This window comes from Cupriavidus sp. SZY C1 (genome assembly GCF_032190535.1).
GTDB lineage: Bacteria > Pseudomonadota > Gammaproteobacteria > Burkholderiales > Burkholderiaceae > Cupriavidus > Cupriavidus pauculus_C.
This window is the reverse complement of sequence record NZ_JAUANU010000015.1, coordinates 70,319-83,420: the sequence shown is the minus strand read 5'-3', so window position 1 is coordinate 83,420 and position 13,102 is coordinate 70,319. Positions and strand designations below refer to the sequence as shown.

Genomic DNA, 13,102 nt, shown 5'->3' with positions numbered 1-13,102 from the left:
CGGCGCACCGTTTTCGCTTATAGTGAAGCACCGCGCACCGAGCGCCCTATCCGCCTGACCATCGGCGCCGCACATGTCACACAAGGAACACCCCGACGGGGCCAGGCCCGCCACCCCGACGCCCGTATCGGACCGCATCCGCGCCCGCATCGCCGCCTCCGGCGAACGCTTCCACGCCAACGACAATATCGCCCGCCATATCGAGCACGGCGAACTGGACGCCCTGCAGGCCGAGGTGGAAGCCCGCATGGAGGAAGTGCTGCGCACGCTGGTGATCGACGTCGACCAGGACCACAACACGCGCGAGACCGCGCGCCGCGTGGCCAAGATGTACCTCAAGGAAATTTTTGCGGGCCGCTATGCCAAGGCGCCGCAGGTCACCGAATTTCCAAACGTCGAGCAGCTCAACGAGCTGATGATCGTCGGCCCGATCCGCGTGCGCAGCGCGTGCTCGCACCACCTGTGCCCGATCATCGGCAGCCTCTGGGTGGGCGTGATGCCGAACCGGCATTCGAACCTTATCGGCCTGTCCAAGTACGCGCGGCTGGCCGAGTGGGTGATGTGCCGCCCGCAGATCCAGGAAGAAGCCGTGGCCCAGGTGGCGGATCTGCTCCAGGAAAAGATGAACCCGGACGGGCTGGCCATCGTGATGGAGGCCGAGCACTTCTGCATGCACTGGCGTGGCGTGCGCGACACCGACGCCAAGATGACCAACAGCGTGATGCGCGGCTCGTTCCTGAAGGACGACAAGCTGCGCCGGGAATTCCTGACGCTGCTGAACCTGAACCGGCGCTGACCCGCCCGGAACCGCAAGAGGCCGACCGATGCTAGTTCGCCTGCTCTACGCCAGCCGCGCCAGGGAGCCCCTGAGCGCCGACGTGCTGGATGCCATCCTCGAAACCAGCCTGGCCAACAACCCGCGCCACGGCGTGACCGGCGTGCTGTGCCACAGCAACAGCATCTTCCTGCAGGCGCTGGAGGGCAGCCGCGAGGCGGTGTCGCGGCTCTACCTGAACATCGGCCAGGACGCCCGCCACCATGACGTGGTGCTGCTGCACTACGAGGAGATCGCCGAGCGTGCGTTCTCCGGGTGGTCGATGGGCCGCGTCAACGCCGGCAAGATCAACGCGGCCACGCTGCTCAAGTATTCGGCGCAGGGCGAACTCGACCCGTACCGGATGCCCGGCGCGGCGTCGCTGGCGCTGTTGCAGGAATTGATCGCGGGTGCGTCGATCGTGGGCCGCAGCCACGAGCGCGGGCGGGGCTGACCCCGCCGCTTGCCGCGCGGCGCCCAGCGCGTCCTACTGCGAGAGCTGGCCGAACAGGCCGCATTCCAGGTCGCTTTCGAATTCCTCGATCCACGACGTGCCCGGGCCGGCGTCGTAGACGCTCTCCGCGCCGGTGCGCTGTCGGCGCACCGTCACCTGGCGGGCGGCACTGCCATTGGCATCGGAAATCTCGAACTCCTGCATCGCCATCCCCACCTGCCTGAACACGGCCTCGACGTCCTGCTGTTCCTCGGGGGGAAACTCCTCGAATCGACGCATCGTCATGGCACACCTCCGCTCCGGGTTCCGCCGGCCCCAGCATGCCACTTTTCGCGCGTGGCCGTGACGCACTGCGAAAGACCCTGCGGCCACCGGATGTATTGCTCCGTCGGCGCCACTTCGGCCGGGGCTTTTCCACCTAACCGTTTCCTTAAATTCCGCCGTCGGGCGGCTCCGGGCCGGCCGGAAATCTGTCGAGTTCGTGACCCATGGTGGACGGCGGCCGCACGGTTTGCGGTGAATTTAAACAAATGCCGATAGACCCGATTTGCCTCCACTCGTAGTGTCGACATTCCCTATCTCCATCCTCACGGGCACGACAAATGCGGAAGAAGACCACTCACGAAATTGAAGGCGAGCAACGGCGTCAGAGCCTCTTCCATACGGCGCAGGCGCAGGCGGATGCCCTGCATGGGATGTACCGGGACACGCTCACAGTCTTCATGACCACGCCGGCCGCCGTGCCGGTGCCGCGCGCGGCGCGCGCGATGTTCTGGCTGGGCCGGCTGCGGCAGTGGCGCGCGATCGAACTGAACCGGACGGAGACCTGTCCCGCGCCGAACTGGCTGTCGCTGCAGCTTGGCGTCGTGGAGTCGCTGGCCGGCACCCATGCCCTGGCGCTGCACAAGGAACAATGGAGCGGCCCGACCCGCCGGCAGACCTACGAGCGCGACATGTCGCTGCAACTGGCGATGCTGCTCGCGCTGGACTGGCAGGACCTTGCGGCGTTCGCGCTGAAGTCCTGGTTCGGCGTCGATGCCGAGGGCGCCGCGCCCCACCCGCTCGGCGGCATGACCGGGATGATCGTCGGCGTGGCCGGCCAGGCGCTCGACGTGACAGTGCCCCAGACCGTGTTCCACAAGTGCGATGCGCTGCTGGCGCGCATCGTCGAACAATGGCAGGCCCCGGACGACGTGTTCATGCCGCTGGCTTTCGAGCTGGCCGACCGTCATCTGATGCAGACCAGCCGCGATAGCGACGAGTCGCTTTTTGATTTCGATCATCCCGTCGAACAGACCATGCCAATCGAGCTGCTGATGCTGATGCGCCTGCGCGGGCTGGACCGCCTGCCCGACGCGCTGGCCAAGCATCCGGCCATGTCGCATCCGGCCGCGATGCTGGTGCGGCCCAGCGCGCCGGTGCGCTCGCAGCGCTGCGCCGGCTTTATCGAACGCGTCAGCCGCGTCCTGCCGCAGTACCGCGGGCTGACCGATTCGCTGGCCAAGCAGTCGCGGCATTTGCAGGAACCGATCCTGTGACGCACGCATCGGCGAAAACTAGTTGAATTGCGATTTCTCTCGCGTCGCTGAAACATCAGAATGCGACAGATCCGATGCACGGCTCGATTTGCTGCCAATACGCTATCGTTCCGTCACGGGGTTTTACTCGTAGATTTACGCTGTTTCAACGATATCCACGATAGCTTCTCCGGCTCCATCGAATACTGCGCGCTCAATCGTTCGCATCGCGTGATCGTGCGCGTCTTCGAGATGGAGTTATTCCTATGCTTGCGAAAGCACGAACTCAGGTTGCGCGCCGGCGGGTGCGCCACCTTGTCTGCGAAAAGGACACCGAGGCATGCCTGCAAAAACCATCCGGGTCGCACTGGCGGACGACCATCCGCTCGTCGTCACAGCCCTGCGCGACTGCCTTCAGCGCACACCGGGCTTCCAGGTCAAATGCGAATGCACGAACGGCAGCGAACTGATTGGCGCGCTGGCCCAGAATCCGGTGGATGTCGCGGTCACCGATTTCAGCATGGGGCACGGCGATGCCTCGCTTGACGGCTTCAACCTGCTGCGCCGGCTGACGCGGCTCTACCCCGATACGCGCATCGTGATCGTCAGCGCGCAGAACAATCCCGGCGTCATCGTGCGCGCCATGAAGCTCGGCGCCCGCGCCTTCGTCAGCAAGGAAGACGACCTCGACGAGATCGTCCGCGCCTGCATCCATGTAACGGTCAGCCACGGCAACTTCTACTCTCCCTCCATCCGCGCCGTGCTGGACGGCGTGGCCTCCGCCGCCCCCAATACCGAACTGACGCTGCGCGAACTGGAGGTGGTGCGCCTGTACGCGCAAGGCTTCCAGCTCAGCGAGATTGCCAACAAGCTGGGCCGGTCGGTCAGCACGATCTCCAGCCAGAAGACCGTGGCAATGCGCAAGCTCAACGTGCAGACCAATACGGACCTGATCCGCTACGCCTACGAGAACGGACTGATCTGACGCGCCATGCAGCAGATTCTCGACCGCACGCAGGAATCCCTTGCGCAAGCCTTTGCCTCCCTCGCCCGCAACGCCCGCCGCCAGCAGCACCTCTACTACGCCACGGTCGGCCTGCTGATCGCCATCGTCATCGTGTCCGGCCTGCTGCTGGCCGGGCTGGCGGCGGCGCGGCACCTCGACGTCCGGCGCGGGCAGATCGCGCAGTACGTCAGCACGATTTCGTTGCAGTTACAGAGCCAGGCGTCGTTCCTGCGCCGCACGGCGCTGACGATCGACTACTACCTGGGCGCCAGCGTCGACGCGCCGCCGGACGCGGCCCTGCTGGCGCAGGTGCGGCAGTCGGGCTCGGCGCGGTCGGCCGATGGCCGGTACGTGCTGCTGGTGCCCGAGGCCACGCGCCGCGAATGGGGCGACGCGCTGCCGCGCAAGGTCTGGCAGCTCCAGCAGATCGCCACGGCCACGCTGACGACGCAGATGGCGTTCCAGCTCGACCAGCGCGCCTATGTCGTCGATCCCGGCGGGGCGTACGCGATCCTGCTGTCGCCGTCCGGCTTTCCGGCAGCGCAACAGCCGCAGGCCGGCGAGGTAGCCGCCTTGCGCGACAGCCTGGTGCGGCACGCCGGCCAGTCGGGCAGCGCCGATGCCGGTCCGCGCTGGGTCGGTCCGGTCGACGACCCCACCGTACACGGGCCCGCCGTGATCGCCGTGCTGGGCGCGCGGGCCGGCGCGACCGGTGCGCTGCCGCTGGCCGCCGTCAGCCTGCCCGCCGCGTCGTTCCTGGCAAGTCTGGAACGGCCGGACATGCCTGCCGTCCTGTGGCTGCGGAACCGCGACAACGCCATCATCGACGTCTCGCCGACCGTGAAGCCCGCCGTGGCGGCGCGTGTGCTGCAACATGCGGGCGACTCGACATCGGACGCGCCCGCGCTGACCCGCGACGGCCTGCTGCTCGTGCAGCCGCTCAAGCCGGACTTCGGCTCCCTCGTCTATTTCCTGCCCTATGGCACGCTGTTCGGATCGATTGCCACGGAACTGGCCGTGATCCTGGGCGCGGGGCTGCTGCTGATCGCCGGCATCGTGCTGACGGCGCGCTACTGGGACATCCACCTGCTGCGGCGCAGCCACGCCGAAGCCGCGCGGGCGCTGGAAAGCGAGACGATCAGCCATATCCTGGTCAGTGCCACGCCGGTGGGCCTGTGCATCGTGCGGCAGCAGGACGAATCGATCCTGACGTCGAACGCGGTGGCCGACCAGTTGCTGGGCCACGGCCAGGGCGCGCGCATGCCGGCCCACATCATGGATGCGCTGCGGCGCCGCGCGCCGGCGGACAGGCAGCCGGCGGCGTCGATCACGCAGGTGACCGTGCCCGCTGCGTTCGCGCCGGCCGAATCGGCCACCCAGTTCCTGCAGGTGACCTGCGCCCCGGCCACGTACCGGGACGAGGCGGTGCTGTTCTGCGCCGTCCAGGACATCACGGCGCAGCACCAGCTCGAATCGCAGCTACGCACGGCGCGTGAGACGGCCGAGTCGATGATGCGGGCACGGTCGAACTTCTTTGCGTCGATGAGCCACGAGATCCGCACGCCGCTGAACGCGCTGCTGGGCAATATCGAACTGCTGACGCGCGCCGACGGCCTGGCACCCCATGCGGCGCGGCTGCGGGCGCTGCAGGTGGCGTCAGAAGGACTGCAGCGCATCGTCAATGACATCCTCGATTTCTCGAAGATCGATGCCGGCGAGATGAAGCTGGTCAACGAGCCGTTCCGGCCCATCGCCGACCTGGAAAGCCTGGCGATGTCGTACGCGCCGATGGTGCAGGACAAGCCGGTGCGCTTCTACGTGCATCTGTCGCCGTCGCTGGACACGATGGTGGTGGGAGACCGCACGCGCATCGCGCAGATCGTCAACAACCTGCTCAGCAACGCGTTCAAGTTCACGTCGTGCGGCAAGATCACGCTGAGCGCCGAGATGACCACGGACACGCAGGAGCGCAGCGTGCTGGTCTGCCGCGTGCGCGATTCCGGCATCGGCATGCCGCCGGCGCTGGTGGCGCGCATCTTCCACCCGTTCGTGCAGGGCGAGGCCAGTACGTCGGCGCGCTATGGCGGCACGGGCCTGGGCCTGTCGATCTGCGCGCGGCTGACGGAGCTGATGAACGGGCATATCACCGTGGAGAGCGTGGAAGGCGTGGGTACCGCGTTCACGATGGCCGTGCCGCTGGGGGCCGCCGCCGCGGCGCTGCCGGCGCCCGAGCCGGTGGCGCGGGGCACGCGCGCGATGGTGCTGTGCCAGGAAACCGAATCTGGCACCGTGCTGCAGGCGTGGCTGGAGCGCGCGGGCTGGCGGGTCGATACGTTCCACCGGCTCGACGCCGCGCAGGCATGGCTGCGCGCCAACCGGCCCCACATCCTCGTGGTCACGGGCGAGTACGGACGCGACACGCTCGACACGCTGCGTCGGCAGCATCCGGCCAACGTGGTCTGGGTGACGCGCGACGGCCCGGAACAACCCGCGGCGCGCGGCGACGGCGTCTACGAGGTGTCGACGTTCAGCCATGACGCGATCCTGGCCGGCACCCTCGCGGCGCTGAACGACGAGGCGGCACCGGCCCTGACGGCGGCGGACGCCGCGCCGGTGGCGCCCGCCCGCGATCCCGCCCTGCCCCGCCGCAGCATCCTGGTGGCCGAGGACAACGTGCTGAACCAGATGCTGGTGGCGGAACAGCTCGACACGCTGGGCTGGGACCCGGTGGTCGTCGGCGATGGCCGGCAGGCGCTGTCGACGCTGGAGCACGCCCGGTTCGACGCCGTGCTGACCGACATCCACATGCCGGTGATGGATGGCTATGCGCTGCTGGGCGCGATACGGGCCGCGCATCCGTCGCTGCCGGTGCTGGCGTTCAGCGCCGTGACGACCAGCGATCAGGCCGAGGACTGGCGCGCTCGCGGGTTCGCCGGGCATGTCGCCAAACCCGCGTCGCTCAAGGCGCTGGAACAGGCGCTGCAGGCCATCCCGGCCCCGGTGGAATCCCCCGACCTTGCCGACTACGCCGACCCCGTCGACGATGACCCGCCGATCCCGCCCGCCGAACTGGCCCGCTACCGGGGCATCCTGCGCCAGCATCTGCTGGCCGACGAGCCGGAGCTGGCCGACATCCTGCTGCGGCACGATCCGGTGGCGCTGCAGCATTGGGCGCACCGCTCGGCGGGCGCGTTCCTGATCGTCGCGGAGCACGACACCGTGGCGCTGTGCCGGGCCGTGGAGGCGCTGTGCGAGCAGGAGCAGGGCTGGTCGGAAGCCATCGCGGAGGCCGGCGGCGCGCTGCACGCGGCCGTGCTGGCGTTCCAGCAGGACGGCGCCGGCGATCCGGCCGGTGGCGGGGTGCCGGCGGCTGCGGCACCGTAGCGCGGATGCGCCACGCATTTGCACAGGGCGGCGCGCCGGACGATAATGGCGCGTCCGATCCTGACAGAATTGTCATCTTCCGCGGGGTCCGGGCTTTCCAAGAACAGCGCAAGCCGCCCGACCCGCCTCCATGCAGTCCCATCAAGGTCTTCCGCGCCCCCAGCGTACCTGGGCCATCCTGACTGTGTTTTGCGGCCTGATCATGGCCGTGCTGGACGGATCGATCGCCAACATCGCCCTGCCGTCCATCTCCCGGGAACTCCAAAGCGACCCGGCGCGGACGATCTGGGTCGTCAACGCCTATCAACTGACCGTCACGGTCTGCCTGCTGCCGCTGTCCTCGCTTGGCGACATCCTCGGCTACAAGCGCGTGTATCGCGTGGGGCTGGCCACGTTCCTGGTTGGGTCGCTGCTCTGCGCAATCTCGGTCAACCTGCCGATGCTGGTGGCGGCGCGGGTGATCCAGGGCATCGGCGGGGCCGGCATCATGAGCGTCAACACCGCGCTGGTACGGGTCATCTACCCGCCAACGCGCCTCGGGCGCGGCATCGGGCTGAACGCACTGGTGGTGGGGGTGACGATTGCCGTGGGGCCGTCGCTGGGCGCGCTGATCCTGGGCATTGCCAGCTGGCCGTGGCTGTTTGCGGTGAACGTGCCCGTGGCGCTGTTCGCGCTGACGCTGGCGCGCCGGGCGCTGCCCGAGACGCCGCCGCAGCCGCGCGCATTCGACTATCCGAGCGCGGTGCTGTCCGCCGTGGTCATCGGCATGTTCATCCTGGGCGTCGACGCGCTGGGCCACGCACCGCTGCGCATTGCCGGCGGTTGCGGGCTGGTGCTGGCCCTGGGGCTGGGCTGGGTCCTGGTGCGCCGCCAGCAGGGCCAGGCCGCCCCGCTGGTGCCGGTGGACCTGTTCGCCAGCCGCGCATTCACGCTGGCCGTTGCCACGTCGTTCTGCTCGTTCATGACCCAGATGCTGGCGTTCGTGGCGTTGCCGTTCTATCTCGAATACCAGTTGGGGCGCAGCCTGCAGGAGACCGGCCTGCTGATCACGCCGTGGCCGCTGATGGTGGCGGTGATGGCCGCGCTGTCGGGCCGGCTTTCCGACCGCTATCCGGCCAGTGTGCTGGCCGGCGGCGGGCTGCTGATGCTGGGCGCCGGACTCGTGAGCCTGGCGATGCTCGGGCCGGACGCGTCGAGCCTGGACATTGCCTGGCGCACCGCGCTGTGCGGCACCGGCTTCGGGTTCTTCCAGTCGCCCAACAACCGGGCGATGATCAGCGCCACGCCCCACGAGCGCAGCGGCGGCGCCAGCGGCGCGCAGGCCACGACCCGGCTGCTGGGGCAGACCACGGGTACGGCCGTGGTGGCGCTGCTGTTCAGCCTGGACCGCGCCGGCGCGGCCCGCACTGCGCTGTACGTGGCGGCTGCCGTGGCGTCGGTCGGCGCGCTGGTCAGCCTGAGCCGGCTGCGCCGGCGGTAAGTCGGCCACGCGTCAGCGCTGGGCGTCACGGTGGGCGATGCCCATCGCCTTCTCGATCCGTTCCAGGCGTTCCAGCCACGTCGCCGCGCCGTCGTCCCGCTCCGGCAGCGCCACGCCGCCGTGTCCGCCGGCATCGCGTATCCGGTTGTGGTCGCCTTCGACCGAAATCACCGTGCAGCCCGTCAGCATCAAGGCCAGCGCGGCCAGCCCGCGCACCGTTCGCTTCAGCATGATTCGCGCCTCTCCGGGCACCCGGCCCAATGAAAAAGACCGGGCAACACGCCGTCCTGCCTGACGGCGCGTTGCCCGGAACCGCTACCGGCTTACCCGCCGGCTGGGGACCTCCCGGTCAACTCAGGCCGGACCCAGGTCGAGCCACACGCGGTTGTCGCCATCGGCCAGCGTGGTCGTGTAGAGCGGGTTGCCAGGCTCCTGCGTGGCTTCTGCCCACCACTTGGCGCGATACTTGCGCAGGCCCTGGCCCAGGTAGCTGTTGGTCACCTCGGAGCCTTGGGCATAACCCTGCGCACGCCACGTACCTTCCGTCTCCGCGCTGCCACCGGCCAGGATGCGCAGTTCCACCGTGGCGGTACCCTCGTCGCCGGTGCCTGCGAGGCCCGTGGCGGTGAGGGTCACCTCGATGATCGTGTCGCGGTCCACGACCGGTGCATTGGCGCTGACCGAGACCGAATCGGCACCGTCGAACGACAGGCCCGGCGCCGACCACGAGAACAGCAGCGGGGGCGGGCCGCTCGACTCGCTGGCGGAGAGCTGGATCGGCGCGCCGCTTTCGATCTGCGTACGGCCGGTGATGACGGCCTTCACGTCGCCTTCTTCCACTTCAGCGGGCACCACGGTCAGGAAGATCGCGCTCTGGTCGGTTTCCGTGCCGTCGTTCACGGTCAGCTTGACCCAGAAGTCGGTGGGCTCGGTCACCGCCGGTGCGGTGCCTTCCACCAGTTCGGCCGTGCTGCCGTCGAACGACAGGTCCGGGGCGTCCCAGCTGTAGGTCAGCGCGTTGTCGTCCGGGTCGAACGATGCTTCCGCGGACAGCGCGTACGGCGTGCCCGATTCCAGCATCACCGTGATCCGCGACGTGGGCGGTTCCTGCGTCTTCTTCTTGACCACCAGCGACTGGGTGGCCGTGGCCGTGTCGCCGTCGGCGTCGGTCACGGTCAGCGTCACCGTGTAGGTGCGCGTGGTCAGCGGCAGCGTGCCTTCCACCACCGCCGTGGTCTTGCCGTCCAGGAACGTCAGGCCCGACGCGCTCCACTTGTAGGTGAGCGGCTCGGCGCCCCACGACCGCAGGCCGGAGAACGACACCGTGGCGCCTTCGAACGCTTCGGTCGGGCCCTCGATCACGGCCACCGTGGTGTCCATGTTCTCGGTGTTGATGCCCTCGAAGTACAGCGGGTCCATGTCGATCACTTCGTTCTGGATCGGGGCGCCCAGCCCTTCACGCGCGGCGTTCAGCAGCACGCCGTTGTCCATGTCGATGGTCCACGTGAACAGGCCGCCGAGGTTGTTCTGCAGCACGTACCGGCCTTTTTCCAGCACCGAGCGCGGCGTGTCGATCGACAGGAACAGCCCGGACTCGGGGTTGTACAGGTAGTCGGCGTCAGCCTCCTTGTCCGTGTACAGGTTGAAGCCGTTGATGCCGGTGCGGTTCTCCAGGTCCAGGTAGTTGTACAGGATGTCGTAGAACTCGCTCGCGCCCGATTCGTACGAGCCGGTGGTGGTGCCGGTACCCGGGCTGTACGTGCCGACCAGCGGCGACCAACTTTCGATCACGGCATTGCGCGCGCTGCGGCTGTACGCGGCGTAGCCCACGAAGATGTTCTTCGACGGCACGCCCACGCTCAGCAGGTACTTCACCGAGCGGTCGATGCTGAAGGCGCTGTCGGCGTAGTCGTACAGGTTGGTGTGGTGCGCCAGCGCGGGCGCCCACGGCGTGCCGAAGAAGTCGTAGGTCATCAGGTTGATGCCCTCGACGCCGGCTTCGAGCATGCCGGGGATGTCGGCGGCGATCATCGTGTCCATCGACGCGCCCGCGGCAATGCTGACGCGCACGTTCGGCAGCCGCTGCTTGATGCCGCGCACCAGCGCCTGGAAGTTCGCGGCGTCCTCGGGGCCGTGCGGGTTGCCGGCGCCCGGCATGCCCGGGTATTCCCAGTCAACGTCCACCTCGGTGAACATCGGGAAGCGATCGAAGATGTAGGCGATGCTTTCGATCAGCGTCTGGCGCCGGGTGGGGTCGGCCGCCACGGCGTGGAACCCGCCGCTCATGGTCCAGCCGCCCAGGCTGAACGACAGCTTCAGGTTCGGGTTCTTCTGCTTGAGCTTGGCCAGCCCGCCCAGGATGCCCTGCGCCCGGCTCTGGTCGAACAGCCACTTGTAGTCGTCGCTGACCCAGCCGGAGAAGCCGACGTTGCGGTACGACGCCACGTCGCCCCACGGGTCGGTGAAGGTGGCCTCGTTCAGCTTGCGGCCGAACTGGCGCGCGGCCTCGTCGATCGCGTACTGCTTCTCGCCGGGATCGCCGACGATGCCGGCAAAGCCGATGATCAGGCGGTCGTAGGCGGCGGCGTCCAGCAGCATCAGGTCCGTGCCACGGCCGGCGGCGCTGTTGGTGAAATTGCCATCCAGGCGGCCGTCGTACTGCGACCAGTCCGTGTAGTAGCCGAACACTTCCGTGCCCTGCTGCGGGGCGCCGTACTTGTTGTACACGCGCTTGGCCACGCGCGTCGACGTGTACGAGTAGTTCTGCACCTCGGTCGACGGGTCGAAGTTGTTCTGACGGTAGGTGCGTTCCGTGGCGCCCGCCGTGCCGGAGATGGCGGGATCGCCCGGATCCTCCGCGTAGACGAGCTTGCTGTTCGTACGGCCGGCGCCCAGGTTGGCGCGCACGTTGCTGAAGCGGCGGCGCGGTGTGCGCGGCGGTTCCGGATCCGACGGATCGCCGCTGCGGTACGTCCGGCCAAGCAGCCCGGCGCGTCCCTGCGTCGCCTGGCCTGCGGGTTGGTCCTTGCTGTCACACGTTTTCTTTGTCATGACATCTGTCCTTGCAGAATGGTTTGAATGCCGCCGGCGCCCTGGGAGCCCCTCTCATCCGGACTGCGGCACCGGCGGCCAGACGCATCTTTCTCCCGTGCCGCCTGCAATGACATGGATTCAACGTGGAATATCGGCGGTCATAACCATTCCATCCGAATAGCCGGCCGCATTTGGCGCGGCATTTGGCATTTCACCCCGCCGCCAATGCCCGGCGATTAATCGATATGGATCGGCACTGATCCACCACGCCAAATGGATGACGTGGATTCCGGGAAATCCATCGGATTGAACAGTCTCGTCGATATCCGAAACGCATACCCGTATGGGTTATGATGCAGGCGGAATGCCGCGCCAGCCGTCTTTAATCCTGTCACGTCCTGATGTAGTGACAACCGGTCAGCGTTGACAGCCATTCCTTATTCGCGCGAAGAAGACGGGCATTCGATGCTCGCCATTGTTTCCATATTTGGCGATATACGGCATAGAGCGGCGTTGAGCTGTCACCCGTGCGGGTCAGATACCGAGAGAAATATCTTCCATGGGAGCTATTTCTGCGGGTCGATACGCTTGTCGTCCATCGCAGACGACAGGGGTAATCCAAATGATCCGGAATGGCGATTCTGTATTTTTCGATTGGGACACCGACCGAGTTTTGCGCGGCGGCGTGGTGGCGAAAATAACCGGCCAGCAAAAGAAACTGCTGCGCCTGCTGGTGGAAGGAAAAGCACCGGTCAAATCCCGCGATTCCCTGCTCAAGGGCGTTTGGGGAAAACGCGCGGCGCTGGTCGACGAGCTATACCTGGTGCAATTGGTCTACCGTCTGCGCAAGGCCCTGAGCCCGGTCAGCCTGGACGCCCACATCGTCACCGTGCCGCGCCAGGGGTACCGGTTCATCCCCGTGCCCTACACGACCACCGTGCCGCCCGCCGAGGCGGCCCAGCCCGTCCAGCCGGCCCAGCCGATGGAATCGGGCATCGAGCAGGCGCGCGGGCTGGCCCATGTGCTGGCACGGCTGGGGGTGCCGATCTCCACGTCGTCGGCGCCCGTGTCGTTCGCCGATATCGACGACGCGCTGCACATCGACGAGTCGCAGGGCATCGTGTCGTGCAACGGGGTCATCGCCAAGCTCACGCGCTTCGAGTTACGGCTGCTGATCGTGCTGAAGGACCATGGCGAGACCGTGATGTCGCGCCAGCAGATCATCGCGGCGGTCTGGGGCCCGCAGGCCATGGTCGACGAGAACTGCCTGACGCAGCTGGTGTCGCGGCTGCGGCGCGCGCTGCATCCACTGGGCCTGGACAGCTGCGTCTCGGCGGTGCCCAAGGTGGGCTACCGCTTTCGTTCCCAGACTGGCGCGGCGGCGCGCGCCTTCTGAACGCTAGCCGCCGCCCGC

The 13,102-nt window shown here is 67.6% G+C and carries 10 protein-coding genes; 7 read left to right on the top strand and 3 right to left on the bottom strand.

From position 1 onward, the window contains the following. Positions 1-73: 73 nt before the first annotated feature. Entirely contained in the window at positions 74-796 is a 723-nt protein-coding gene (gene folE / locus QTN24_RS20975) for a GTP cyclohydrolase I (protein WP_124685453.1), read from the top strand. Positions 797-824: 28 nt separating this feature from the next. Next, positions 825-1,268, top strand: coding sequence for a BLUF domain-containing protein (locus tag QTN24_RS20970; protein WP_124685454.1), 444 nt, complete (start codon positions 825-827; stop codon positions 1,266-1,268). A gap of 33 nt (positions 1,269-1,301) precedes the next feature. Here the strand turns inward: QTN24_RS20970 and QTN24_RS20965 are convergent, their stop codons facing one another. Next, entirely contained in the window at positions 1,302-1,553 is a 252-nt protein-coding gene (locus QTN24_RS20965; RefSeq protein WP_124685455.1) for a hypothetical protein, read from the bottom strand. A gap of 437 nt (positions 1,554-1,990) precedes the next feature. Between QTN24_RS20965 and QTN24_RS20960 the strand changes: the two genes are divergently transcribed. The 4 genes from QTN24_RS20960 (at position 1,991) to QTN24_RS20945 (ending at position 8,655) form a co-directional block, all read left to right on the top strand. Beyond that, complete coding sequence (locus tag QTN24_RS20960) at positions 1,991-2,806, top strand: hypothetical protein (protein WP_313839512.1); 816 nt, start codon at positions 1,991-1,993, stop codon at positions 2,804-2,806. Between the two features lie 319 nt (positions 2,807-3,125). Next, positions 3,126-3,770 (top strand): response regulator transcription factor, encoded by a 645-nt coding sequence (locus QTN24_RS20955; RefSeq protein WP_124685456.1) that lies wholly within the window; start codon positions 3,126-3,128, stop codon positions 3,768-3,770. 6 nt (positions 3,771-3,776) lie between these two features. Beyond that, positions 3,777-7,175 carry an ATP-binding protein gene (locus tag QTN24_RS20950; RefSeq protein WP_313839510.1) on the top strand — a complete coding sequence of 1,133 codons (3,399 nt, stop codon included), beginning with the start codon at positions 3,777-3,779 and terminating at the stop codon, positions 7,173-7,175. 130 nt (positions 7,176-7,305) lie between these two features. After that, positions 7,306-8,655 (top strand): MFS transporter, encoded by a 1,350-nt coding sequence (locus QTN24_RS20945; RefSeq protein ID WP_313839508.1) that lies wholly within the window; start codon positions 7,306-7,308, stop codon positions 8,653-8,655. 12 nt (positions 8,656-8,667) lie between these two features. Here QTN24_RS20945 and QTN24_RS20940 read toward each other — a convergent pair whose 3' ends face one another. Together QTN24_RS20940 and QTN24_RS20935 are read right to left on the bottom strand one after the other, a co-directional pair. After that, the gene (locus QTN24_RS20940; protein ID WP_313839506.1) at positions 8,668-8,886 is read right to left on the bottom strand and encodes a hypothetical protein; all 219 of its coding nucleotides are present in this window, start codon (positions 8,884-8,886) and stop codon (positions 8,668-8,670) included. Positions 8,887-9,009: 123 nt separating this feature from the next. Continuing rightward, positions 9,010-11,706, bottom strand: a complete 2,697-nt coding sequence (locus tag QTN24_RS20935) for a glycosyl hydrolase family 18 protein (RefSeq protein WP_313839504.1) — start codon at positions 11,704-11,706, stop codon at positions 9,010-9,012. Positions 11,707-12,376: 670 nt separating this feature from the next. Here QTN24_RS20935 and QTN24_RS20930 point away from each other — a divergent pair. After that, positions 12,377-13,084: a transcriptional regulator gene (locus tag QTN24_RS20930; protein ID WP_172966139.1), complete on the top strand. Its 708-nt coding sequence runs from the start codon at positions 12,377-12,379 to the stop codon at positions 13,082-13,084. The last annotated feature ends 18 nt before the right edge of the window (positions 13,085-13,102 follow it).

Excerpts from the sequence above, each read along its gene's own strand:
- folE (WP_124685453.1), top strand. The coding sequence starts at position 74 with ATGTCACACAAGGAACACCCCGACGGGGCCAGGCCCGCCACCCCGACG.
- QTN24_RS20970 (WP_124685454.1), top strand. The coding sequence starts at position 825 with ATGCTAGTTCGCCTGCTCTACGCCAGCCGCGCCAGGGAGCCCCTGAGC.
- QTN24_RS20965 (WP_124685455.1), bottom strand. The coding sequence starts at position 1,553 with ATGACGATGCGTCGATTCGAGGAGTTTCCCCCCGAGGAACAGCAGGAC.
- QTN24_RS20960 (WP_313839512.1), top strand. The coding sequence starts at position 1,991 with ATGACCACGCCGGCCGCCGTGCCGGTGCCGCGCGCGGCGCGCGCGATG.
- QTN24_RS20955 (WP_124685456.1), top strand. The coding sequence starts at position 3,126 with ATGCCTGCAAAAACCATCCGGGTCGCACTGGCGGACGACCATCCGCTC.
- QTN24_RS20950 (WP_313839510.1), top strand. The coding sequence starts at position 3,777 with ATGCAGCAGATTCTCGACCGCACGCAGGAATCCCTTGCGCAAGCCTTT.
- QTN24_RS20945 (WP_313839508.1), top strand. The coding sequence starts at position 7,306 with ATGCAGTCCCATCAAGGTCTTCCGCGCCCCCAGCGTACCTGGGCCATC.
- QTN24_RS20940 (WP_313839506.1), bottom strand. The coding sequence starts at position 8,886 with ATGCTGAAGCGAACGGTGCGCGGGCTGGCCGCGCTGGCCTTGATGCTG.
- QTN24_RS20935 (WP_313839504.1), bottom strand. The coding sequence starts at position 11,706 with ATGACAAAGAAAACGTGTGACAGCAAGGACCAACCCGCAGGCCAGGCG.